Source organism: Methanobrevibacter sp. (genome assembly GCF_045114555.1).
GTDB lineage: Archaea > Methanobacteriota > Methanobacteria > Methanobacteriales > Methanobacteriaceae > Methanobrevibacter.
In genome coordinates, this window is record NZ_JBGUKT010000006.1 from 1 (window position 1) to 25,930 (window position 25,930).

At 31.9% G+C, this 25,930-nt stretch carries 15 protein-coding genes; 5 read left to right on the forward strand and 10 right to left on the reverse strand.

The window, feature by feature from the left end; translation table 11 throughout:
- Positions 1-871 precede the first annotated feature (871 nt).
- From acs to cysK, 5 genes are all read right to left on the reverse strand, one after another.
- Positions 872-2,971 (reverse strand): acetate--CoA ligase alpha subunit, encoded by a 2,100-nt coding sequence (gene acs, locus ACJMLB_RS00865; RefSeq protein ID WP_405322910.1) that lies wholly within the window; start codon positions 2,969-2,971, stop codon positions 872-874.
- Positions 2,972-3,387: 416 nt separating this feature from the next.
- The gene (cysS, locus tag ACJMLB_RS00870) at positions 3,388-4,848 is read right to left on the reverse strand and encodes a cysteine--tRNA ligase (RefSeq protein ID WP_405322912.1); all 1,461 of its coding nucleotides are present in this window, start codon (positions 4,846-4,848) and stop codon (positions 3,388-3,390) included.
- A 135-nt stretch (positions 4,849-4,983) separates the two neighbouring features.
- The gene (locus ACJMLB_RS00875; protein ID WP_295608647.1) at positions 4,984-5,364 is read right to left on the reverse strand and encodes a transcriptional regulator; all 381 of its coding nucleotides are present in this window, start codon (positions 5,362-5,364) and stop codon (positions 4,984-4,986) included.
- 72 nt (positions 5,365-5,436) lie between these two features.
- The gene (gene epsC, locus ACJMLB_RS00880) at positions 5,437-6,177 is read right to left on the reverse strand and encodes a serine O-acetyltransferase EpsC (RefSeq protein WP_405322915.1); all 741 of its coding nucleotides are present in this window, start codon (positions 6,175-6,177) and stop codon (positions 5,437-5,439) included.
- A gap of 251 nt (positions 6,178-6,428) precedes the next feature.
- Positions 6,429-7,385: a cysteine synthase A gene (cysK, locus tag ACJMLB_RS00885; protein ID WP_295608651.1), complete on the reverse strand. Its 957-nt coding sequence runs from the start codon at positions 7,383-7,385 to the stop codon at positions 6,429-6,431.
- A 371-nt stretch (positions 7,386-7,756) separates the two neighbouring features.
- On the opposite strand from cysK, the gene ACJMLB_RS00890 reads away from it, so the two are divergent.
- The gene (locus ACJMLB_RS00890) at positions 7,757-8,362 is read left to right on the forward strand and encodes a methylated-DNA--[protein]-cysteine S-methyltransferase (protein WP_405322917.1); all 606 of its coding nucleotides are present in this window, start codon (positions 7,757-7,759) and stop codon (positions 8,360-8,362) included.
- A 15-nt stretch (positions 8,363-8,377) separates the two neighbouring features.
- On the opposite strand, the gene nth is transcribed toward ACJMLB_RS00890, so the two are convergent.
- The 4 genes from nth to ACJMLB_RS00910 form a co-directional block, all read right to left on the reverse strand.
- Positions 8,378-9,010 (reverse strand): endonuclease III domain-containing protein, encoded by a 633-nt coding sequence (gene nth, locus ACJMLB_RS00895; protein WP_405322919.1) that lies wholly within the window; start codon positions 9,008-9,010, stop codon positions 8,378-8,380.
- Positions 9,011-9,047: 37 nt separating this feature from the next.
- Complete coding sequence (aroA, locus tag ACJMLB_RS00900) at positions 9,048-10,415, reverse strand: 3-phosphoshikimate 1-carboxyvinyltransferase (protein ID WP_405322921.1); 1,368 nt, start codon at positions 10,413-10,415, stop codon at positions 9,048-9,050.
- 196 nt (positions 10,416-10,611) lie between these two features.
- Complete coding sequence (locus tag ACJMLB_RS00905) at positions 10,612-12,231, reverse strand: ABC1 kinase family protein (protein ID WP_405322923.1); 1,620 nt, start codon at positions 12,229-12,231, stop codon at positions 10,612-10,614.
- 275 nt (positions 12,232-12,506) lie between these two features.
- A complete protein-coding gene (locus ACJMLB_RS00910; protein ID WP_405322925.1) occupies positions 12,507-13,292 on the reverse strand; it encodes an ADP-ribosylglycohydrolase family protein in 786 nt (261 codons plus the stop codon).
- Positions 13,293-13,482: 190 nt separating this feature from the next.
- On the opposite strand from ACJMLB_RS00910, the gene ACJMLB_RS00915 reads away from it, so the two are divergent.
- A complete protein-coding gene (locus tag ACJMLB_RS00915; protein ID WP_405322927.1) occupies positions 13,483-14,088 on the forward strand; it encodes a flavodoxin family protein in 606 nt (201 codons plus the stop codon).
- A gap of 231 nt (positions 14,089-14,319) precedes the next feature.
- Here the strand turns inward: ACJMLB_RS00915 and ACJMLB_RS00920 are convergent, their stop codons facing one another.
- Positions 14,320-17,082, reverse strand: coding sequence for a valine--tRNA ligase (locus ACJMLB_RS00920; protein WP_405322929.1), 2,763 nt, complete (start codon positions 17,080-17,082; stop codon positions 14,320-14,322).
- A gap of 281 nt (positions 17,083-17,363) precedes the next feature.
- Between ACJMLB_RS00920 and ACJMLB_RS00925 the strand changes: the two genes are divergently transcribed.
- From ACJMLB_RS00925 to ACJMLB_RS00935, 3 genes are all read left to right on the forward strand, one after another.
- Positions 17,364-17,720 carry a hypothetical protein gene (locus tag ACJMLB_RS00925; protein ID WP_405322932.1) on the forward strand — a complete coding sequence of 119 codons (357 nt, stop codon included), beginning with the start codon at positions 17,364-17,366 and terminating at the stop codon, positions 17,718-17,720.
- 150 nt (positions 17,721-17,870) lie between these two features.
- Positions 17,871-19,523 (forward strand): phenylalanine--tRNA ligase subunit beta, encoded by a 1,653-nt coding sequence (gene pheT / locus ACJMLB_RS00930; protein ID WP_405322935.1) that lies wholly within the window; start codon positions 17,871-17,873, stop codon positions 19,521-19,523.
- Positions 19,524-20,857: 1,334 nt separating this feature from the next.
- Positions 20,858-25,930: right-handed parallel beta-helix repeat-containing protein (locus ACJMLB_RS00935; RefSeq protein WP_405322937.1), on the forward strand; the 5,073-nt coding region annotated here is incomplete at its 3' end.

Sequence of the window (25,930 nt, forward strand, 5' to 3'; positions counted from 1 at the left end):
TTCGTTCGACTTGCATGGCTTAATCGAATCCCAATAGCAGTAGCTTCTGCCAGGATCAAACAGATTTGACAGAATACAAAAATAAGTCAACTTCGTTAAACGAAATCAAAAAGACTTAGAAGTACGCATAAAAAAAATTAGACGAGATATTACACAAAATATTCAAATATTACATCACAGACATAACAATCAAATATCACCACATCTATTTTACCAACATCAAACACTAAGTTAAACTTAGGTTCTCACGAATAAATTTATGATAAAAAATGAATTGATATCATATAATCATAATACATGCTACAAAGGTAGCACATCTATTAAGCAAAGTTACAACACTTACAAAAATAAAAATTAAATATTGCAAAATTTTATTATAATTTAATTTAAGAAATAAAATTTAAAAAAATTAAAAAATAATTAATATTTATGAGTTATGAATAAAATAAACAAATTCAATAAATTATATTTGAGTTTGTTTCATGCTATAAAAACTAAATTGAAATAATCCCAAATTTTATAATCCTTGATTAAATTAAGAATTGGATAAAAATAAGGCAAATACGAGAAAATATGGAAAAGTTTATATACTATTAGTTTAAAAAGATTAAGGAAACTTTCAGAAATAATGTGAAAAATGAATTTAAATTAAAGAAAAACTATTAAAACAATAAAATTTATTGAAAATAAAGAAAAATATGGAATATTTTTGAAAAATAATAAGAAATATTGGAAAATTAAAGAAAATAAGAAAATAAAATAAAATAAATAAAATATTATTATTTATAATATTATTATATAAAAATAGAAAAAATAAGAAAAATAGTTAAAATAAAAAAAGAAAAAAAGAAAAAATAGATTAATTTTACAATTAACCTAATTTAATTTTAATATCTAATGCACTTGATCCTTTCTCATATACGAAGATTGGGTTAATATCAAGTTCAGATATTTCTGGGAAGTCTAAAGTTAATCTAGCTACTCTGACAATAGCTGATTTAACAGCATCTATATCACCAGGAGCTTCTCCTCTGAAACCTTTAAGTAATCCCATTACTTTAGTGTCTTCCATTTGTTCAGTAATTTCTTCAGTGGTCATTCCTTTTGCCAATTTGAATGAAACATCTTCTAAAAGGTTTACAAGAACCCCGCCCATACCAAATGCAATCATTGGACCGAATTGTGCATCTCTAATCATACCAACAAGAACTTCAATTCCAGAGTCCATCATCTTTTGAACTTCTACACCATTTGGAACAATGTCTGGATGAGCTTTCTTAGCATTAGCAATGATTTCTTCATAGACTGCTTCAGCTTCTTCTTTGGATTGGATACCTACTTTTACACCACCAATATCTGATTTGTGTAAAATCTTGTCGGATGCAATCTTAAGTACAACTGGGAAGTCCATCTCTTCTGCAAGCTGACCTGCTTCTTCAGCTGAAGTAGCTAATTTAATAGGAGCTGCTTCAATACCATAAGCTTCAGCTACAGCATATGCTTCACTACCAAGCAAGGTGTCTCTTTCTTCTTCTTTCACTTTAGCGAAAATATCTTCAACTGCTTCCTTATCTACATCATCAATTTCTCCAACAGGATCATCATAATTTCTGTCTTGAACAGCAGCGAATCTTGCAAGGTAATCAAATACTTTTACAGCAGTTTCAGGGAATACATAGGTAGGAATTCCATTATCCCTTAATACATCATTAGCATTTTCAAAGGTAGGTCCACCCATATTAACTGCAATAACAGGCTTGTCGAATTCACTAGCACCTTCAACAAGTGCTTGAGCAATTCCATCAGCATCAGCAGATGCAGTAGGACAAACCATTACAACTAAACCGTCAACATCATCACTGTCTAATACAGCTTCTAAAGATTCCTTATATCTTATAACAGGAGCGTCACCTAAAACATCAATAGGGTTTTTAATACTTCCTTCTTCAGGCACTGCTTCTTTTAATCTTGCATTGGTTTCTTCATCAAATTTAACAAGTTCCAATCCGTATCTTTCCATAGCATCTACGGATAAAACTCCTCCACCACCTGCATTTGTAATAATTGCAAGGTTACGTCCAGTTGGAAGTGGACATTTGGAGAATGCTAAACCTACATCAAACAATTCATCCATAGTGGTTACTCTGAATACTCCAGATTGCTTGAATGCAGTGTCAAATGCAACATCACTACCAGCTAATGCACCAGTGTGTGAGGATGCAGCTTCAGCACCAGCAGAACTTGAACCTGATTTCAAGATAATAACAGGTTTCTTATATGATACTTTTCTTAAAGTTCTGACAAAGTCATCATCTTCAGTGATGGATTCGAGATAACAGATAACTACTGCAGTTTCATCATCATCAGATAAATATTCAATCAATTCAATTTCAGTAGTTCCAGCTTTATTTCCTAAACTGATAATTTTACTGAATCCAATTCCAGAAGTTACACTCCAATCGATAATAGCCACCATCATAGCTCCACTTTGGGAAATAAATGCAATATTTCCTGTAGGAGGCATGATTTGTGAAAATGAAGCATTCAATAATGAATGTGAATCAGTGATACCTAAACTGTTAGGACCAATAATATTTATGCCATATTTTTTACCAAGAGCTACAAGCTCATTTTCTCTTTCTACACCTTCTCCACCAATTTCCTTAAATCCTGCAGTGATAACAACCATGTTTTTAACGCCGAATTCACCACATTCTTCAACAACTGGGTTTACTAAAACACTAGGAATAGAAATAATTACAAGGTCTGGCACTTCTGGTAAGTCAGATACATTTTTATATGCTTTTAATCCTTGAATTTCATCATCTTTAGGGTTAATAGGATAAATATTTCCTTTAAAACCATCATTAATCATATTATTTACTATAATATAACCAACTTTTCCTTCTGAGTTGGAAGCTCCAACAATAGCAACAGAGTCTGGATTAAACATCTTAGTAAGATCAGTCATAGATTTTAACTCCTTTATTTCAATTAATTTAATAATTATGATTTTAAAATTTTCACTTTAAAATTCATATTAATTTATAATTGTTTTATTAATATTTGCCATATTAATTTTACAATATAATAGTTGTTATTATATTATATGTAATTCATCATATTTATAATGATAAATAATTAACAATTATATTTTTGTCTTAAAATAGTATAAAAATTTTAATATTTATAATTATCTGAAAGTTTTCATGGAAAAACTAATGAAACTATGAAAAAATGAAAAATTAGATAAATAAAAAATGAATAGAATTATAATAATGAAATAAAATTATAATAATTTAATAGAATTAAAAAAAAATAAAAAAAAGAGAATAATGATTAGTAAAACTAATCACTAAAAATTATTGATTAATTTAAATAATTTATTTAATCGCTTACTTCAATACCTAATGAAACAAGTTTGTCCCTAATCTCATCAGATAAATCGTATTTCTTTTCAGCTCTTAATTTTTGACGAACATCAGCAATTATATTTAATAATTCCTCTTCATCACCACTGGTTTCATCATCATTTGCAAAGAAATCAATACCTAATATTTGACTGATATCTGCAAACCAGTGTTTAATAGCTAAAAGATCATCAATGATTATTTTATCTTCATTTAAATCTTTATTTGACTTCTTGATGAATGAGAAAATAGCTGCAATAGCTTTAGGAGTGCTGAAGTCATCATCCATACTCTTGAAGAACTCACTGACTCCATCATTTAATGCATCATAAGAGGATTGATAGTAATCAAATTTAAGCAATTCTTCGAAAAGCTCATTTTCAGCTAAGTCTGCTAAATAAGCAATATCATCAGAAACATTGCCTTTTTCAAACGCTTCATTAATCTTCTCATCAATAGCTTGAACATAATTCTTGATTTTTGCTACATTTCTTTCAGCTTGGTGCAAGCTCACTTCACTAAAGTCTATAGGGCTTCTGTAATGAGTAGCAAGAACAAATAATCTGAATGTTTCACCGGAATACTCTTTCAATAAATCTCTAATGGTAATGAAGTTACCTAAAGATTTAGACATCTTTTCTCCAGAAACATTCAAGAAACCAGTATGCATCCAATATTGAACTAACGGTTCCTTACCGGATACGGCTTCCATTTGTGCAATCTCAGAGTCGTGGTGAGGGAATATTAAATCAAGCCCTCCACCATGAATGTCATATTGTGGACCAAAGTACTTTTCAGTGATTGCGGTATCCTCAATATGCCAACCAGGTCTTCCTTTACCCCATGGAGAATCCCATACAGGTTCACCAGCAAATTCGTCTGCTTCTCTGTTTTTCCATAAAGCAAAATCATTAGGGCTTTTTTTAGAACTGTCAATATCAATCCTGTGAGTTTCAAGCTCTTCAATTTTACGGTTAGCTAATTTACCATAATCCTTAAACTTAGCGACTTCAAAGTAAACTCCAGTCTCAGTTACATATGCAAATCCCTTATCGATTAATCTTTGGATTTGATCCAAAATCTCTTCCATATGGTCAGTAGCTCTTGCAAAATAGTTAACGCTTTTCACATTTAAAGCAGCCATATCTTCAATAAATCTCTTTTCAAATTTCTTTGCAAGCAACTTGGAGTCTACACCACTTTCTTTTGCTCTGTTAATGATTTTATCATCAATATCTGTAATATTTTGTAAGTAGAATACAGAATATCCTTTAAATTCCAAATATCTTTTAATAGTATCAAAGGAAATGTATGTTCTTCCATGCCCAATATGAGCATCATCATAAACTGTAGGGCCACAAACAAAGAGTTTAATCTTATCTTCAAATAAAGTATTCAACTCTTCCTTTTCCCTTGACATAGTACTATATATTTCCATTATATCTCCTTAAAACAATTTAATAAATAAAAATAAGTCTAAATTAAATAAAAATAAACTAAAGGATATAGTATAGGCCATTTACTGCTATCCCATACCAATCCAAAAATAAATTAGTAGAAATTCTACCAATTTTTATAATAAATGTGCTTCAGAACCTAAACATGCTCTACAATCTGCAGGCATGTGTCCTTTTTCCTTATGTATTTGACAAATGACATCTTCTGTTTTGATTCTTTTACAGATGTAACAAGTACGTGGAATAATGTCTAATTTAGTTGCAGTTCCTTCATTTAAGTCATTTGCAAAGTCTTGAATCAATGCTTTTACATCATCATTGAACTCAATGCCGCTACCTCTTTTATCAGTTAAATACTGAGATACAGCAGGTTGTGTAATATCCATTAATTCAGATATTTTCTTTTGTTTCATTCCTAATTTCAATAAATCTTTTGCTAATTCAGATCTTATAGCTGGTATAATATACCATACTACCATTTCACAAGGTGGTTTCATAAAATACCTCCTAATGTTTAAAATATTTTAATTTGATTACCTAGATAAATTATCTAATTCATAAGAGTATCTTTATTCATCATCAATATAGTTATTTAATCTATAAAACAATTTTTCATCAGCACCCTTAAATACTTCTTCAACTTCAGAATCATGACTTAATTCAACATGTTCTATATCGTGGAAGTGGCTTAATATATTGACTCTTTTTTCAAGTTCTTCTTGACGTTCTAAAAGCAAATCAATAGCTGATGAAACAGGGTCTGGGAACTCATGCTCTAAGTCCAAGACACATTTACGGTCTTCGCGAATAATTCTGCTTGGTACCCCAACTGCTGTAGCCCCTCTTGGAACATCCTGCAATACAACTGCTCCAGCACCTACCTTACAGGAACAGCCTAAGGTAATGTTACCTAAAACCTTTGCTCCAGAACCGATTACCACTGCATCTTCAACAGTAGGGTGCCTTTTGCCTTTGCTTAAACTTGTTCCACCAAGAACTACTCCCTGATAAATTAAAACATCATCGCCAACAATAGTTGTTTCACCGATTACAATACCCATTCCATGGTCAATAAAGACTCTTTTGCCTATTTGAGCACCAGGGTGAATTTCTATACCTGTCAAGAATCTTGATATCTGAGAGAAGAATCTTCCCCAAAAAGGCAAGTGATGTGTCCAAAGCCAATGATTCCATCTGTGCAAAATGATGGCCCAAATTCCAGGATAACAAAGCAGAATCTCTAGACTGCTTCTTGCTGCAGGGTCTCTCATTTTTGCAGCTTGGAGATCATCTCTTAAATCATCAAACATATATTCACCATATCAATAAGTATACAATAATAGATTAACTTAACTATTGTTAATTATATTATTATATTTAATTTAATTTTATATAAAGTTAACATTTGTTATAATAACAAAGTTATATTTTATCTTTTTTAATATATATACTATTTTAATCAATAATGGAAATTTAAAAAAATGAAAATTAAAAAATAAAATGAAAATTAAAAAATGAAAAATAGTTTATTTTTTTAAAAAATTTTAAAAAGAAGATTTATTTAGAATAAATCTCCAAAAATCCACTCAGTGGATAGGTATCTCTCACCGGTATCTGGCAATATGACTACAATTGTTTTTCCTTCATTTTCAGGACGTTTAGCAAGTTCTAATCCTGCCCAAGTAGCTGCACCAGATGAAATACCAGTGAAAATACCCTCTTCTCTTGCAAGTCTTAATAAAGTAGCTCCTGCATCCTCATCTTTTACAGGAATGACCTCATCAACAAGGTCTAAGTCAAGCACTTCTGGAACAAAACCTGGCCCTATACCTTGGATTTTGTGAGGTCCTTTTTCACCTTTACCTAAAGTTTGAGAGGTAGCAGGTTCAACTGCAACTGCCTTGAACTCTGGTTTTAACTCTTTGATGTATTGAGCAATTCCAGTTACAGTACCACCAGTTCCAGCAGCAGACACTACGATATCCACTTTACCATCAGTGTCTCTGTAGATTTCAGGACCAGTGGTTAATCTGTGAATTTCAGAGTTTGCCTTGTTTTCAAATTGCTGTGGCATGAATGAATTTGGAGTGTTTTCAACAAGCTCTTTTGCCTTAGCAATAGCTCCACCCATACCTTCGCTTCCAGGTGTTAAGACTATTTCAGCACCAAAGACAGCAAGCAATTTTCTCCTTTCAATGGACATTGTCTCAGGCATGGTTAAAATTAACTTATATCCTTTTGCAGCTGCTACAAAAGAAAGACCAATGCCAGTGTTACCGCTTGTAGGTTCAATAATTACTGAATCCTCTTTAAGCAATCCTTCTTTTTCGGCAGTTTCAATTAAGTTCACTGCAATACGATCTTTAATACTGCTTACCGGATTGAAAGATTCCACTTTTACAAGCACATCAGCATTCAATCCTTCTGTCAATCTATTTAATCTTACAAGAGGGGTGTTACCAATAGCTTCAGTCATATCATTAGCTATACCTCTTTTCAATTCAGGAATGTTTACCATAATTATCACATCATAAAATTCAATTTGTTAAAATAATTTTTAAAAAGTCTATTATTAAAGAATATAAAAAATAAAATCTTTGCTTAAATCCCTTCTAATAACCAATCTTTAATATTTAATATATTAATTTAATAACTTATTTTATTTATAATTTTAATTTCATCTTTTAAAAATTCAAAATCAAAACTATAAATTTTACAACAAAAGTTAAAAATATAACAATTGTTATATAATAGTTAATAAATGATGATATATAAATATTTCTATATAAAACTAAAATTTCATCAAAAATTAAAGAAAATGAAGAATTAATATTTACAGTGAATTATAAGATTATACTATTTTAACTATTATATAAAAAAGATGATAAAATGACTCTCTTTAAATACATTATTAATTCAAGCCCAATTGGAGAAATAACAATTATCTGGAGGAAAAAACCTAAATTCCAAATTGAAGAGATTATCCTCTCAAGACCAGATAAAAGCTCATCAAAAATAGCTGAAGAAAAATATGAACAAAAGGAACCATTGGCTATAAACAAAAAATCAAAGCAATTGAATAATGTAATTAAAGAATTGAATAACTATTTCCATGAGAAAACCCCTAAATTTTCCCTTGAATATCTTAATTTAGATAAATGCACACCATTCCAAAGAAAAGTGTTGGAAGAAGAATTCAAGACAAAAAAAGGAACCATAAATACATATAAGGATCTTGCAAAGGCAGTAGGCAGTCCTAAAGCATACAGATCAGTAGGTACAGCACTTTCCAAAAACCCATATCCAATAATCATACCTTGCCATAGAACCGTCAAATCAGACAGAACCATCGGAGGATTTGGTGGTGTTGCAAAAGGACTTGAATCTAAAAAAATACTTCTTGAACTAGATGGTCTAATGATTCAAGGTAAAAAAGTAGTTGGAGATAGCCCTATAATTGCACTTGACAAAACAAGCCAAACAAGATTAGTTTAGAATTAATTAAAATGTTTACTCTAATTTATTTGTATCATATTCACAAAGGTCTGTAAGTGGGCATTTATCACATTGAGGACCAATAGGCCTGCAAATGGTCTGACCAAATTGAACCATCAAATCATTTAAATCCACCCAAAGCTCTTTAGGAACTTTTTCCATCAAGACAACTTCAGTCTCTTCAGGCTCCTTTGTATCAGCAATTCCCCACCTATTGGAGATTCTATGAACATGAGTATCTACAGGAATAGCTGCATCCTGGAAGGCAAATACGATTACACAATTAGCTGTTTTTCTGCCTACCCCCGGAAGCTTTAGCATTTCATCCATTTCCCTTGGAACTTCACCGCCATATTGGTCTATTAATATTCTAGAAACTTCCAATATACGGGCTGCTTTTACCCTATAGAATCCTGCAGGCTTAATCAATTCCTGCACATGCTCTACTGGAGCATCAGCAACTGCATAAATATCTGGATACACATCAAATAATGCATTTGCAGCCTGATCTGTATTCTCATCCCTTGTCCTTTGAGATAAAATAGTTCTAATTAGCACTTTATAAGGATCATGGTCATGGAAAGTACGGATAGTGTAAATTTCATTTAATCTTTTAAAGATTTCTCTTATTCTCTCTTCATCATTCATATTCTAATCTCCAATAATATTCTAAAAAAGATTCAATTTATTTCAATTCCATTTCAATGCCTATTTCATCCATAAGCTCTATGAAATTAGGGAATGATACATCAAAGCATTCGCCATTCTCCACTTCAACATCATGTTTCAATCCAAGCAGTGAAAATGCCATAGCTAATCTATGGTCATTATGGGATTCGACAATTCCATCACCAATAGTTTGGCCATAAATAGTCATTCCATCCTCAAACTCTTCAAGTTTGCATCCTAATTTTTCAAGCTCTCTGCATGTAGTGTCAATCCTGTCAGTTTCCTTTAATCTTCCATGCTTTACACCAGTGATTGTAGTCTTTCCTTCTGCAACTGCGCCGAGAACCGCTACAGTAAGCAATAAATCCGGTGCATTTGATAAGTTTACATCAATTCCCTTAAGATTTCCATCAGATCTAAGTGAAGCATAATCATCAAATTGAGTTACATTTGCACCCATTTCCTCTAAAATATCTAAGATGAATTTATCTCCTTGTTTGGAATCGCCGAATAGATTTTCAACTCTAACATAACCTCCTGCAATAGCTGTAGCTGCAAGCAAATAGGAAGCAGAGGAATAATCCCCTTCAACAATATAATCGCTGGCAATGTATTTTTGAGGCTTTACATTAAATTTAACTCCTAAGCAATCAGTATGCTCCTTCTTGCAGGTTTCATGGAATTGATAATTATCTTCATCAATAGTTATTCCAAATTTTTCTAATATAGATATTGTCATATCAACATAAGGCTTTGATACAAATTCCGGATAAACTTCAAGCTCCACTCCTTTTTCAGATAATGGGGCTGAGATAAGAATAGAGGATATGAATTGAGAACTTATGCTTCCCAATATATCTGTTTCTCCACCAATATACCCGGGATAAATCTTAAGAGGTGCCTTATTATTATCAGTTAATGATTCTATCTTTACACCTAATCCTTCCAATGCATCAATCAATGCACCCATAGGTCTTGCCTTAAGAGAATCATCCCCAGTGAATATGACTTCATTATCAGATAATGCCGCTACACTTGTCATAATCCTAAGTGTAGTTCCTGAGTTAGCAAGATCAATCATGTCCTCAGAAGGATTTTCGTTAATATTATGTAATTTACCGCCAGTTCCATAAACATCCAAATAGTCAACAGTTTGACTTTTATCTCCTTTAAGGATAATTTCTTTCTTTCTATCAATTTTAGCGCCAAGAGCTTCACATGCCCTTATGGTTGATAAGACATCTTCAGAGTACAATACATCAAATAGCTTTGATTTACCTTCAGCAAGTGATGCGAGAATAACCGCCCTATGACTATAACTTTTAGAAGAAGGGGCTTTAACGGTTCCATTAATTTTAGAAAAGTTTTTTATTTTAAGATTCATTTAATACATCCTTTGATTAAATAAATAATAATTAATCTATTTTTTTAATATATTATCTATTAAACTATTAGATTAAAATTAATAATAAACTTATCTAAAAGGGAATTAAAAAATTTTTTCGAAAATAGAAAAATAACTAAAAAAGATAAAAAATAAAAAAAGAAAAAGTTTTAAAACTTTAAAAAAATTATAAAATCTAAAAGTCAATGAAATACCTTAAGACAGTGAATACACCAAGAGCAAGACTAATTGTGAAACCTACAAAACCCAGTACAGGCATTTCATAGAATGTAGGCCCTACATCAATTAGCATTACAAGTGAAGAACCTACTAAAAGTGCAGCAATAATGATTGCAAGTGATAATTGGTTTGCTATTTCACTTATATGCTTAACTTCAATGTTTACAGTGACTTCCCCTTCCTCAATCTTATAGAAAGTTTTTGAAATGAGACTTGGCAATCCTCTCAAGACATGTTCAAAGGCAAAGAAACTGTTTTTAGCATTATTAACCATTTTCTTAGGATTATATCTTTGAGCTATAAGTTTTGTTGCAATTGGCTTAAGGTATTCCACAACATTAATATTTGGGTCCAAACGTAGTGCAATGTTTTCAACCATTGACAATCCTCTTGCCATTAGTACAAACTCATTTGGAAGCCTTACCTCATATTTCTGCATTAAAAAGAGCAAGTCTTCTATAATACCATTGAAACGGCTAAGTTCCATACCATAATACTTTGCGAACAAGTCATTTAAATCGCTTTTCAATATATTGATATCTGTTTTCTCATTCAAGATATCCATCCGAATCAACTGATTGATCAAACCATCAATATTATGGTCTGAGAAATTAATCATCAATTCAGCTAAATCTTGCCTAAACTCATCATCAAGAATGCCCATCATTCCAAAATCAATAAAGCATACTGCATTATCATCTGTAATGAAAATATTACCTGGATGAGGGTCTGCATGGAAAAATCCATCAAGGAAAATCTGTTTTAAATAAGCACGAACTATCCTATCTGCAATAAGGATCTTATTATATTTCGGATCATCTCCAGCAATGACTTCAGATAATTTCACACCTTCAACATATTCCATAGTCAAGACTTTTTCAGTGGAATAGTCAGGATATATTACCGGAACAATAATCTTGTCATTATATTTGAAATTATCATTCAAATGCCTGATATTCATCAATTCATTGTCAAAATCCATCTCCTTATGAATAGACCTATCAAATTCATGAATAACTGCAGGAAGATTAAGATGCTTGAATCCAGTGTCAAACCTATCTGATTCATTTGCAATGAATTTCATTATGCTTAAATCAGTTTCAACAATATCCTCAATATTAGGCTTTTGCACCTTTACGGCTACTTTCTCACCGCTATGCAATTTAGCCACATGAACTTGAGCAATGGAAGCTGTAGCAAGAGATTTTTCAGAAAATTCAACAAAGAACTCATTTAAACTTCCTCCAAGTTGATCTTCTATCAGTTCCTTAATCTCTTCATAGCTTACAGGTGGATTATCATCATGTAACTGTGAAAGCTCTTCACTAATCTTTTCCCCAACTAAATCAGGTCTTGAAGCTAACAATTGACCAAATTTAATAAATGTTGTTCCAAGTTCCTGAAGCATTAATCTTAATCTTATAGGAAAATCTTCTTTCAATAATTCCTTATTATCCGCTTCATTTCTAAATGGACTTATCTTATTACGAGTAGTTTGACCTAAAACCTTGTCAAAATCGTATTTTCTAAAGATTTTTATAATCTCATCAAAACGTGATAATGTTTTTCTTTGCATTATAACCACCTTTTGAAATTAGAAGCCATAATTATTTTTTATTATTTTAAAATATTTTTTTAATTTAGATGTTTTTTAATTAAAATGTTTTTTAATTAGAGATTTTTTTAATTTTTATTTTTTATTAAGACTTTTTAGTCTAAGTTTATTACTATGGATATATTTGATTAAAATTATAATTAAATTTATCTAAAAATTTAAAAAAAGATAAAAAAAATTAAATATTATAAATAAAAAATTAAAAAAAATTAAAAGAATAAGAAAACTAATTGAAATTATATAAAATTATTTTCAAATTCAATTAAAACGTCTAAAAGGTCATAAGACAATCTATGAATCGCTTTAGAGTGAATATCATTTGGAACTTCCCAATATGCTGATGCAATTCCACCTGCAATAGCTGCCATGGTATCTGCATCTCCACCTAAGGATATGCAATTTCTAATTGTATCCTCATAATCATTAGCTTCTAAAAAGCAAATGATAGATTCTGGAACAGACCCTTGACAGGAAACATCAAATCTATAGTGAGGCCTTATTTCATCAAGAGTCCTACTTAAGTCATAATCATGTCGTACCTCTATATGGTCTCTGATTTCTTCCTTTGATGAGCCAAGTCTTGCTAAATAGATAGCATCTGCAGTGGCTAATGCACCCTTGACACCTTCAGGATGATCATGAGTTACAATAGAAGATAATTCCGCAAGCTTTTGAACCTCTTCCAAAGAGTCCCCTACCCATGCTACTGGAGAGACTCTCATTGCAGAACCGTTTCCCCAACTTCCATAAGGTTTCGGATGGTCTGTTCTTAACCATTTCTTAAACATTCGACCATAGCCACCATTAGGATACTTGTTTCCAAAATATTGGAGTTGCCTTACCAATTCATCTTTGGAGTTTTTATCATTAAGCAGCCATTTAGCTACAGCAAGGGTCATGATTGTATCATCTGTAAAAGTAGACCTTTTATTAAAAAGAGAGAATTCCTTAGTCTTGATAGGATGGAACTCATAAGTGGATCCTATTATATCTCCTGCGATTGCGCCAATAATTCCTTTCATATTATACCCCCATATTATTATATCTATTATTATGAACTCCGTTACTTATAAAAATATCTAAAATTAATCTAAAGAAATCTAAAATTAACCTAAAATTAACCTAAAATTAATCTAAAATTAATCTAAAAAGCAATTTTTATAAAGCTTATGATTAATAAATTTTAATAAGAAAAGATGAAAAGGTGGATAGATGAAAACTATTGTAATCAATGCAGACCCTAAAATTAAACAGGAAATAGGAAAGCTATTGAAATCTGCAGCTGAAGGTGCTGAATCTGTAGGCAGTGAAGTTGAATACTTTGATTTATACAAAATAGATATGAGAGGTTGCATGATCTGTTCAATCTGCAAAAAGAAAAATAAAGAAAGCTTCAAATGTTACTGGAAAGATGATTTATCCCCAATAATTGAAAAGATTCTTAATGCAGATACACTTTTAATAGGTTCCCAAATATTCTTCAATGAACCAACTAGCCATTATAGGGCTTTAGTTGAAAGACTTATATACTGTATTGTCTCATATGATAGAAATTACTATTACAAAGGAAAAGTCAATGTAGGTATTTTTTATAGTGTTATCTCTCCAAAAAAGCATTTTGAAAAAAATGTTCGTCCAAATCTCAAATCAACAGAAGATTTGTTTAAGATGTTGAATGGAGAAGTTAAAGTTTATGAATCATACAAAGGAATGAGAAGCAAGAAAAAGACTGAAGAGGAAATAAAAGCTAAGGAAAAAGAATTTGAAATGGATTTGAAAAATGCATTTGAAATAGGTGCTGAATTAAGTAAAAAATAGATAAAAATTAAATTATGGATTATTAATGAAAAATATAAAATTAATTAAAAACTAAATTAAAAAATTAAATAAAAATAAAATAATAAAATTAAAATAGATTGAAAAAATTAAAAACTAAATTAAAAAAATAAATAAAAATAAAATAATAAAATTAAAATAGATTGAAAAAATTAAAAAATTAATTAAAAAAAAATTTTACATGAAAAGCATTGAACTTTTCATGAAATAAGATTATCTGATTACTTCTACGATTACGCCAAGCTTTTCAGATTGCAATATGTCAACTTTCTTACCGCTTGCACCTACAATTTCCTTTTTCATCTTTAGGAAATCTTCAGTGATTACACCATCAGCAATAGCTATTTCACCATTTTCAGCTAATTGTTTAGCTATTTCATCAGGAGCGGTTGACTTGATGAATCCTATAACTTGACCAGCATTCTTCTTAAAGGTTGGTCCAATCTTACTCATGTCAGGTTCAATTTCAATGACCTTCTCATGAACTTCAGGCTTACCAGTGGTAACTTGGAAGTTTTGGATTTTTAAAGTACCTTTAATGTCATCTGCAAAGTATTCAAACACATCTTTCAAGTCTTCTGTCTTTTCATTTAAGTAAACAGTTGCACTTTCCACATCAGCATTCAATGGGATTTTGGAAGCAGATTTGAATCTTCTAACCTCACCAATGAGTTCAATAGCTAAGTCCCCATCCTCTTCCACTTGAGTGGAATCTAATTTAGGGTCGATTTCAGGCCAAAGCTCATTGTGAATGCTGCCTTCATGACCAAAGTATTGGTAAACCTCTTCTGCAAAGAACGGAGCAATTGGAGCGAGCAATTTTAAAGTGTCTTCAATTACAGTTCTAAGAGTGTATTTAGCTGCAATTCTAGACTCTTCTGATATATCATCATTGTATAATCTGTATTTTACCGCTTCAATGTATTCATCACAGAAGTCATGCCATACGAACTGTTCAATTGTATTTACAGCAATGCTGTAGTTATAATCATAAAATGCTTCATCCACGATTTTATTGACTTTATTGAGTTTTGCAAAGATCCAAGTATCCATTGGATTCAAGTTTGCTTTAATAGCTTCAATATCTCCACTTAAAGCCTTTTCAGATTCTTCATCGAAGATGTGCATACTGATAAATCTGAATGCATTCCAGAATTTTCTAATGAATTTATAACCATGCTTGATGTTTTTCCAATCAAATGCAACATCAGAACCAGGAACACTGTTAGCAGCCCATAATCTTAAAGGATCTGCACCATATTCTGCAATAACCTCTTCAGGACCAGTTACATTTCCACGGGATTTACTCATTTTGTAACCGTCTTCACCGAATACCATACCGTTGATTACAATGTCATCAAATGGTTTCTGACCGGTTAATGCTAAACATCTGAGAGTTGTATAGAATGCCCAAGTCCTAATGATATCGTGTCCTTGTGGACGAATGCTTGATGGGAAAATGTCTTCCCAACCAGGATTTGGCCAGTTTGCAACAGAGAGTGGAGAAATTGAACTGTCCATCCAAGTATCCAATACATCCTCTTCTCCAATGAATTCAGTGCATCCACATTCACATGCATGTTTTGGCTTGTCTACTGTTGGGTCTATTGGCAATTGGTCTTCATCAGGAAGGATTACCTTACCACAGTCTTTACAGTACCATACAGGAATAGGGGTTGCAAATAATCTTTGTCTTGAAATACACCAATCCCATTCCATGGAATCTGCCCAATTCAATAAACGGCTTTCCATATGTTCTGGAACCCAACGCATTTCATTTGAAGCTTTTTTACTTTCATCAATCATTTTGGTTACAGCTACAAACCATTGCTTTTTAACCAAAATCTCGATAGGAGTCTTACATCTCCAGCATTGGCCTACATTTTGGTCAACTTCTTCCTGCTTGGTTAAGTAACCTTCAGCTTTCAAGTCTTCTATGGTTTGCTTTTTAGCATCAGAAAGTTCCATGCCTTCGTATCTTCCTGCAGCTTCAGTGAGTAATCCTTGTTCAGAAATAGCTTCAATGACATCCAAGTCATATTTGTTTACCCAAGCAACGTCAGTCTTATCCCCAAAAGTACAAATCATTACTGCACCAGTACCATATTCCATATCTACCTCTTCATCAGCAATGATCTTTACCTTTTGACCGGATAAAGGAACTTCTACATACTTGCCTAATAATGAGTTGTATCTTTCATCATCTGGGTGAACTACTACCGCAACACAAGCAGACATGAGTTCAGGACGAGTGGTAGCAATCAATACACCAGGAACGTTTGCATCAGCTTTTTCAGGAAAATCAGCATATCTTACATATGAATTGCCTTCAACATTTGCAAGGACTTCATCTGGAACATCCGCAGGTGGGAAGTTCACATAGTTCAAGAATGTGGTGTTGTCACTGTATTCAACTTCTGCAAATGCAATAGCTGTTTCACATCTTGGACACCAGTTTACAGGGTGAATTCCTTGATAGATCAATCCTTGATCGTACATTTTTAAAAAGGATAATTGGGTTCTTTTTCTGTACTCTGGAGTCATGGTAATGTATTCCCTACTCCAATCTTGTGAGAAACCAACAGAACGCATTTGTCCTCTCATAACTTCAATGTTGTGAGTTGTGAGTTCAGTACACATATCTCTGAACTCTGCTCTTGTAACATCGTTCTTTTTAATGTTATGAGTTTCCTCTACCTTTACTTCAGTAGGAAGACCGTGACAGTCCCAACCTTGTGGGAACAATACATCCATACCTTTTTCTCTTCTGTATCTTGCATTGAAGTCCATATAAGCCCAATTTAAGATGTGACCCATATGAAGCAATCCAGTTGGATAAGGTGGTGGAGTATCTATAATGTATCTTGGTCTTGTTCCATCACCAATAAATTTATAAACTTCATCACCTTCCCATTTTTTCTGCCATTTCTCTTCGTTTTTATGGTCATAATCTTTAGGAATTTCTTTATTTGTCAAAATATTCCTCCAAATAGAATGAATAATAAAAATAATTAATTAAAAATGTAATCTTCGAAACTTCAATTTCAAAATAAAACATTCTAATTTAATATTTATTAAAAGTATTTATTAAATATTGTTGTAAATTATAATAATTTTAGAAATTTGGAATAATTCTTAATTTTAATCCTAAAAACAATAATTATATAATAAATAATATACATAAAGAAACATAGTATAATAAATATTATTACTGAAATTAACTTTATTATTTGATTAACTAAATACGAGGTGACAAAATGCAATTATTATGGTTTTATGTAGCTATTGCACTTGCCATAAGCGATGAAGTTCACAGCAGACTTGTTTGGGACTATGTAAGAGACTTCTACATAATATTTGGAGGAATCCTCAGCAGTGCATTAGATTCTGTAATGGAAACATGGATTGTTCATGAAGCTTTGGAAGCACTTTTCCATTTTATTTTTGTGTCTTGTGTATTTTTCTCATTGAAAGTGGGATTTTTAGCGGCATTAATACATTTCCTATTGGATGTAAGTCATTCAATTGCAATTAGACACATGCCATGGTTACCTCATAGAGCATTACACTTTGTCTTTGAATCTTTATTCTTTATCGCCGTATTTGGATTATAAAGAATAAATCCTATTTTTAATTAATTATCAAAATAGAGAACTCTATGATTAATTAAAGATTAAAAAAAATTATTAGATGAAAATTAGTTAATTAATTCTAAATTAAAAATTAAACTTATAAAATATTATTAAAGAGTATTAGGAGATAATATGCCTGTAATTACATTTAAATATCAAGATTTAAAGGATTTAGGTATTGATATGGAAAAAGATGAGCTTATTGATACCTTACCTATGATGGCAAGTGATATTGAAGATTATGATGATGAAGAGATTAAAGTAGAATTCTTCCCAAATCGTCCAGATAACTTATCTGTTGAAGGAGTGGCAAGATCCTTTAAAGGATTTTTAGGAATGGAAACTGGACTTCCAAAATATGAAATCGAACCATCTGGAGAAAAGGTTTATGTAAGTCCAGAAGTTGCAGAAATCAGACCTTACATCAGATTTGCAAGGATAGAAGGAGTTGACTTCTCAGGAGACAAGATCAAATACATCATGGATTTCCAGGAAAACCTTCATTGGGTAATTGGAAGAGACCGTAAGAAAGTTGCAATTGGTGTCCATAATGCAGATGTCATAAGTGGACCATACAAATACATTGCAACTCCAAAAGACGAACATTCATTTGTTCCTCTTGAAATGGATGAGGAAATGACTCCTGATGAAATATTGAAAGATCATGCAAAAGGAGAGAAATATGCTCATTTGATTGATAAGTTCGACAAATATCCACTTATTATCGATAAGGATGAACAAGTGTTGTCAATGCCCCCAATTATCAATGGAGAATTAACCAAGCTTAAAGAAAACACCACAAACATCATTGTTGATGTAACTGGAACTGATGAAAGAGCAGTTGAACAATCCTTAAACATTCTCTGTGCATCCTTTGCAGAAGTTGGAGGAAAAGTGAAATCCATGGAAGTTATTTTTGAAGATGAAACCATAGTATGTCCTGATTTCACTCCAAAGGTAAGAAATGTTCACGTTGATTTAACCAATGAATTAATTGGGGGAACCGATTTAACCGCTGAAGACATTAAAGGATTGCTTGAAAAGGCAAGATTTGATGCTAACATCATTAACGATAACGAATTGGAAGTGCTTATTCCACCTTACAGAGTTGACATTTTGCATGAAGTGGATATTGTTGAAAACATTACCATCCAATATCATATCAATGCAGTTGAAGCAAAATTACCAGATATCGTTACCGTAGCAAGTGAAGATAACTGGTTTAAAGGTGAAAAAACCATTAGAGAAGTTATGGTAGGTTTAGGCTTCCAAGAAGTAATGAGCTTAATGCTAACCAGTGAAGAAAGCCAATATGTAAAGATGAATCAGGAAGAGATTGACCATGTCCAAGTCTCCAAACCAATTACCATTAGCGGAACTATGATCAGAACCAGTCTTCTCAATAGTTTGATGGAATTCTTGGAAGACAACAAGCATGAAGATCTTCCACAAAAAATCTTTGAAATTGGTGATGTCTTATACATGGATGAGAAATCCGCTAACAAGACAAGACAAGTTAAAAAATTAGCTGGTATGATTTGCCACAGCTCTGCAAACTTTACTGAAATAAAATCAACTGTTTCCAGCGTGCTTTCCAATTTAGGATACAGCATGGAAATAAGCGATTCAAACAACACTACTTTTATTCCAGGTAGAGTGGCTGATGTCAGTGGCGAGTCTAAAAGCGGTAAAATAACTGGATTCTTTGGTGAAATAGCTCCTGAAGTTATTAGAAACTTTGAATTAGAGTATCCAGTCATTGCTTTTGAGATTGAATTTATTTAATTCAATTTCTTTTTTCTTTTATTCTTTTTTTAATTTTTTCTTTTTTTTAATTTATTCTTTTTTCATTCTTTTTATCATATTCTTTTTTTTTAATTTATTCTTTTATTGAATATAAGCATATTACAAAATTCCTTCTTCAACTATGAAATATTTTGAACAAACAACCAAATTTTACTTTTATTTTTATCTTTACTTATTTGTGAAAAATATTCAAAAAATAATAAAAGAATCTGAATATTTTTAAAAAAAAATAATTTATTATTCTGTAAAATTTTTTTATATCTACAATATCAAATGTTTATTATATATTAATTAAGTTAAGTAATTACATATAAATCAATGAAAAATAAGTTTTAATTTTAAACAAAACAATAAAGTATATATTGAATAAAAGCACAAAATAAAAATGCATATGTGTAACATTATAGAGAATATAATGTTGCATGTATAGCAAATGAAAATTTTGTTATAAACTAGTATTAAAAAAATTTTGAAACTTAATGAAAGGCATTATCCTTTATTATTTAATTATTAAATTAAGGTCCTTATTAATAGTTAATAATAATAGGGGATAAAAAAAATTTTTAATACAATTAAATAATTTAAATAATTATTTCTCCTATGTCAATAGGGGTAATGAGAAATCATTCGGCTATTCTTTAGCTGTAAATAATTATTTATTTTATTTATTTTTTCAAAGTTTTTTTAATGCAAGAAAATCTATTTTTACCAATAATTTATAAAAAAACACATATTCTTTTTTTAAATTTTGAAAATAATATATTAAAAATAATCTTTTTAAATAATATTCACTTTAAGCATAGTAAACTAAAAAATATTTAAAATTAATCTTTTTATCATCTCTTTTTATAGAAAATACTTAAAATAATTAACATTTGTTCAGATTAATATAGCAAGTTTTATATGTATATATTTTATAAATAATAAGTAGTACAGGTACATTTGAAATTTTTTAAATTTTTTAAATGGATACTTTGTACCCTTTCATTTTTTTAATATATTCTTTGATTCTGAATAGGATATATTAAGGGTGCAATCTGCTAAATCTGCATAGCATTTTGTACTTTTTCAATAATTTTTTTAATAAAAGGAGGGAAGATTTTACACTTTAATAAGACTTTTCAATTATTAAAGGCATATTTGATACATTTTAATAACACTTTTCAATTATTAAAAGAGTATGTGGATACATTTTAATAACACTTGATTATTGAAGATAGTAATAATCATCAAATTTGTACTATACTAATTTATTAGCAAACTTTATCATTGCAAACAAAACAAATTGAAATTTGTTTTTTAGGTGGACAATTATGCGTATTAAACGATATTTCGGTTTCAGTTTAATACTATTTATAATGATATTTTCAATTTCGTTTGCAAGTGCAGATGAAATAAGTGATATAGACTCGAACGACCTCTCACTATCGGTGTCTGCCGATGTGGATATTAATGAAAATTTGAATGACGAAAGCTTAAACTCTGTAGACGACACAGTTTCAGATGAAATTAATTCGAATTCGAAAGAGGGGTCTTCGACATCCGACGTGGACCTTAAGGATGATATATCAGATAGTGATGAAATTGAAAGTGATGAAGGATTAACTAATAATGGAAAAGTCCCAACATTGCGAGCAAGTTCAGATGAAGAAATCCTTGGTGCAATGGATCATGAATTACATGGTGGTACTGCATCAGATGTAATGAATTGGATACAACAAATCTCCGATAATGGTGGAGGTACACTTTACCTAAACGGAGGAACTTATACTGGCCAGGCTACTATGGGAGGTAATCTAGGCCGAAATCAGATGATAAATATCACTAATGTTAGGGTTGTTGGAGGAAGTCCAGACAATCCAAACCAAATTGCTACATTCCAACCGGATAATCGTGCTAGTACTTCATTGACCTTTAGAGGTTACAGAGTTGATGGTAGATATTTTAGTGATTCTGGTGTTAATTTAGTGAACGTTACATTTGAAAATTTAAATTGTACTGGAAGATTTTTTAGTTTTGCCAGCGGATCTTTGACAAATTGTGTTTTTAATAATCTAGAGTCCTATCAGCACCTTTTCTTCGTAATTGGATCTTACATGGATGAAGTGCCAATAAGACTAACTAATTGTAATTTCACCAATTCCAAACAAACTTATGTGGGTGATTTACCTGAGGGTGGTACAGATGGTACTGGTCAGTTTGGTGTAGTGTTCGGTGCTGAAATGTATGGATGTAACTTTATTAATACAAGTTCTGCTACTCACGGTGGTGCTTTTTGTCTTTCAGACGAATGGGAATCTTCTGCATGTGTTGCAAGTAAGTTAATTGATTGTAATTTTATCAATATTACTTCCAGATGGTTTGCAGTTTATATACATGGGAATTATACCAATACCCCTAGATTTATTACAGAACCTCAAGTGCTAAATAACTGTAAGTTTATTAATTGTACAGGAGAAGGTGAATATGGGGGTGCACTCGGTATAAGTCATAACAATGTAATTATAAATAACTCTGAGTTTTCCCATAACACTGGTGGAGAAGGTTCCGCTATTATGGTTGGTGGAATCAGAAATACCCATGACGGATTCTTAGGTGTTAATACTCAAGGTAATAATATTACTATTATTAATTGTACCTTTAATGACAATGTTGCAAAAACTGAAGGTCAAACCAGTTCTCACAGTACTGATCCTGCCTTCGATACTGTCCCTACAGGTAATGCAGGTGCTGTTTATGTGTATGGTAATCATACAAATATCATAAATTCCACATTTAACAACAACACTGCAGTTGATGCTTGTGGTGCTGCAATCTACATTGAAGGTCAAAATACCACTGTCATTGGTTCTGAGTTCTATGACCATAACAGTCAAAATGGTACTATCTATCTGGTGGGTAATGATTGTGAAATCAGTGATTCCTATTTCCATAACAACAATGCAACATCTACTGGTGCTTGCATTTACATTGAAGGAAATAATGCAGGAATCTCAAATACTACTTTCGCTAATAACACCGCTCCTAACGGTGGTAGTATATTTATTGTAGGTGACCATACTGTAATAGAAAATGACACTAAATTTATAGACAACAATGCTACAAATGGTGCTGGTGTCTATATTAACGGTTCAAATACAGAAATCGTTAACAGCAGTTTCATAAACAACATTGCAGTTAACGGTGCTGGTGCTCTCGTTAACGGTCACGACACTGATGTAAACGGTTCATATTTTGAAGGTAACAACGCTACAAACGGTGGTGGAGTATATATTGAAGGAGACGTCAACGTACTTTCCGACAACATATTCTTCAAAAACAATGTTACCAATCAAGGTGGAGCTGTATACATTAATGGACATACCTCAAATATTACAAATAATAATTTCACACAAAATGAGGCAGTGCCAGCTAGTGAAGATGAAGAAACAGGTCTTGGTGGAGCAATCTTTGTACATGGTGATGATACATCCAGTTTAAATAACAGTTTTTATCACAACAAAGCTCGTAACGGATCTGCAATCTATACCGATGGACTAAACTTTAAACTTGAAAATGATATATTCTTCGAAAACCAAGCTTGGAGTTACCTTTTAGTTGTAACTGCAGTTCCTCCAGTAAGCCTCTATAACAGCCAAGATGTCAACATCACTGTTGTTCATAGAGCTGGAGACAACATTATCAATGCTATACACAATACTGCATCTCCAGATGAGGTACACTTCAAGAATGTAACCTACATACGCAGTAGTGGTCAACAGATTACAACTGACCCAAATAATTATGTAGAACCAGTTGATGGAGTAGAAAGAAGTCAAGGCGGAACATTATTATACCAAGATGACCGTGAAGACCTTCAACTCATTCAGGTTAAAGTTACACATGAAGACGGTGAAGTATTCTATCATAATACAACACTCTTAACTAACATTTATGGTAATGTAAACTTTACACTACCTAGATCTTCTTTAAGAAAAGGTTTATACATTGTAGATGCAGAACACATTGAAGATTGGAACTATAAGTTTATTGTAAATGCAACAACTTTCAGAATCCTCGATTCAATGGATGTATCCGTTAACAAAACCAGTGATGAAGATGAGTACTTCCAAGGTGAAATTGCAGATTGGGAAATTGTTGTTCATAACGTAGCAAACGGAACTGACGCAGAAGATGTTACAATAACTGATTTCTTGCCAGATGTTTTCAATTTAACCAGTTTAAATTACACTTTCTATAATCCTGCTATCGGTGCATTTACAAATGGTACTCTCTACTTAAATAACAATACATTAAGTTATGGAGTTTATAATGTAAGTGGAGGCAATTGGATTTATGGCAATGCCAACTATAATTCAAGCTCTAACACTTGGACCTACTATTTCCTTGAATTAGATGATGATACCATTGTTTATACGGTATTCGATGAGGATGAATTTAGAAACAGATTTGGAAATGTTGTAATGGAAAACAGCACTGATGTCTGCTATGCAAATGTCAGTTATAATATTCCATCAGAAACCTGGTATTATGAAACAATTACTGTAGATGGTCAAGAAATAAAATATGGTGTTTTCAACGAAACTTTCTTCACAAAATACTTTGGAGAAGACTATTACTTCGATGATGAAAATAATACATGGGTATATACTAGACCTGGTATCGATCCAGAGACCGGTGAACCAACTACATTATACACTTGGTATTATCTAGATACAGGATACTGGGTAATAGACTATGAAGTATTCTCTCCAGAGAGAAAAACATTGACTCAAAAAGTTAGCTTAAGCATAAACCCAGATAGTGCAACTAACAGAACCAATATTGCATTGTTTATCAAAGACTTTGATAAAAACGATACAGGCATTATTGATTTCCAAACCAATTGTACTAAAGCAGGAACCTATAACAACATTGTAAATGTTACCACTCCTGATTTCGACTGGGATTTATCAAACAACGAAGCTAATAAAACCGTGCTTGTCGATCCGCTTCCAAATAAAACAGTAAGCAACTCAACTCCTTATTACCATGAATATGTTGATTACAACTTAACAATCATGAACACAGGTAATCAAACTTACACACATAACATAATAGTTATTGACAGCTTACCTGAAGGATTAGAGTACAACGAAACTGTAGCTATAATTGGAGCAACACAAGTAGGAGAAACAATTGTAAATGGTCAAACAATTACTTGGACAGTTACAAACATTCCAGCATTGACCAATGCAACAATAATCGTAAAAGTTAGAGTAAACGCACTTGGAAACTTAACCAACAATATGACACTTATCGCTCCAAGTGGTTCCAACAGAACTGTTAACACTACAATTACCCCAGTACCATACACTGATATTTCAGTTGAAAAATCAGTTGATGATGATGAGGTTTTCGTAGGAGATATAGTAGTTTGGACTATTACTGTAAGTGTTGCAAACAATGGTTCAAATGCAACAAATGTTACCCTTAAAGACATATTGCCTTCTGAAGTAGAATTTATTAGTTCCTCTCTAGGTGATTATGACAATAACACTGGAATATTGTATATAGGATTCATGGAAAATGGAACTAGTGTAACATTTACCATAACTTCACGTGCAAGAGTAGTTGCAAACGATGTTACAAACAATGTAACTGTAAATTGTACTGAAGATGAATGGGATTACACTAACAACTTTGACAATGCAACTATTGACATTCTTCCAATAAACAACAAAACAGCAAACAACACTACTCCTGACATTCATGAATATGTTGATTACAACTTAACAATCATAAATGAAGGGAATAATGTATATACTGATGTTTTAACCGTTATTGACAGCTTACCTGATGGATTAGTCTACAATAACACAGTTGGCATTTATGGAGCTGACCAAGTTGGAGAAACAATTGTAAATGGTCAAACAATTACCTGGAAAGTTACAAACATTCGTGCAAATACCAATGCTACAATAATTGTTAGAGTAAGAGCAGATGCATTCGCTGTCTTAACAAACAATTACACAATTGTAGGTCCAAAAGGATCTAACAGAACTGTAAATGAAACAATTGTTGTACAACCAAAAGTTGACATATCCGTAGAAAAAACAGTTGACAACGAAACATACCACATAGGAGACAACGTAACCTGGATCATAATCGTAAGAAACGCAAACAATGGTACAGCAGCAAACAACGTCACCCTCGTGGACATACTCCCAAGCCAAGTCGAATACGTAAGCTCCACAGCAACAATCGGAGCATACGACAACGAAACTGGAATCTGGTACATAGGCACAATGCAAAACGGAACAAGTCAAACACTCGTAATCACAACCATCGCAAGAGTCAACGAAACCAATATCACAAATATTGCAGAAGTTAGCTGTAACGAAACT

Bases quoted from the DNA above. Each gene is read 5' to 3' on its own strand.
- acs (WP_405322910.1), bottom strand. From the start codon at position 2,971: ATGACTGATCTTACTAAGATGTTTAATCCAGACTCTGTTGCTATTGTT.
- cysS (WP_405322912.1), bottom strand. From the start codon at position 4,848: ATGGAAATATATAGTACTATGTCAAGGGAAAAGGAAGAGTTGAATACT.
- ACJMLB_RS00875 (WP_295608647.1), bottom strand. From the start codon at position 5,364: ATGAAACCACCTTGTGAAATGGTAGTATGGTATATTATACCAGCTATA.
- epsC (WP_405322915.1), bottom strand. From the start codon at position 6,177: ATGTTTGATGATTTAAGAGATGATCTCCAAGCTGCAAAAATGAGAGAC.
- cysK (WP_295608651.1), bottom strand. From the start codon at position 7,385: ATGGTAAACATTCCTGAATTGAAAAGAGGTATAGCTAATGATATGACT.
- ACJMLB_RS00890 (WP_405322917.1), top strand. From the start codon at position 7,757: ATGACTCTCTTTAAATACATTATTAATTCAAGCCCAATTGGAGAAATA.
- nth (WP_405322919.1), bottom strand. From the start codon at position 9,010: ATGAATGATGAAGAGAGAATAAGAGAAATCTTTAAAAGATTAAATGAA.
- aroA (WP_405322921.1), bottom strand. From the start codon at position 10,415: ATGAATCTTAAAATAAAAAACTTTTCTAAAATTAATGGAACCGTTAAA.
- ACJMLB_RS00905 (WP_405322923.1), bottom strand. From the start codon at position 12,231: ATGCAAAGAAAAACATTATCACGTTTTGATGAGATTATAAAAATCTTT.
- ACJMLB_RS00910 (WP_405322925.1), bottom strand. From the start codon at position 13,292: ATGAAAGGAATTATTGGCGCAATCGCAGGAGATATAATAGGATCCACT.
- ACJMLB_RS00915 (WP_405322927.1), top strand. From the start codon at position 13,483: ATGAAAACTATTGTAATCAATGCAGACCCTAAAATTAAACAGGAAATA.
- ACJMLB_RS00925 (WP_405322932.1), top strand. From the start codon at position 17,364: ATGCAATTATTATGGTTTTATGTAGCTATTGCACTTGCCATAAGCGAT.
- pheT (WP_405322935.1), top strand. From the start codon at position 17,871: ATGCCTGTAATTACATTTAAATATCAAGATTTAAAGGATTTAGGTATT.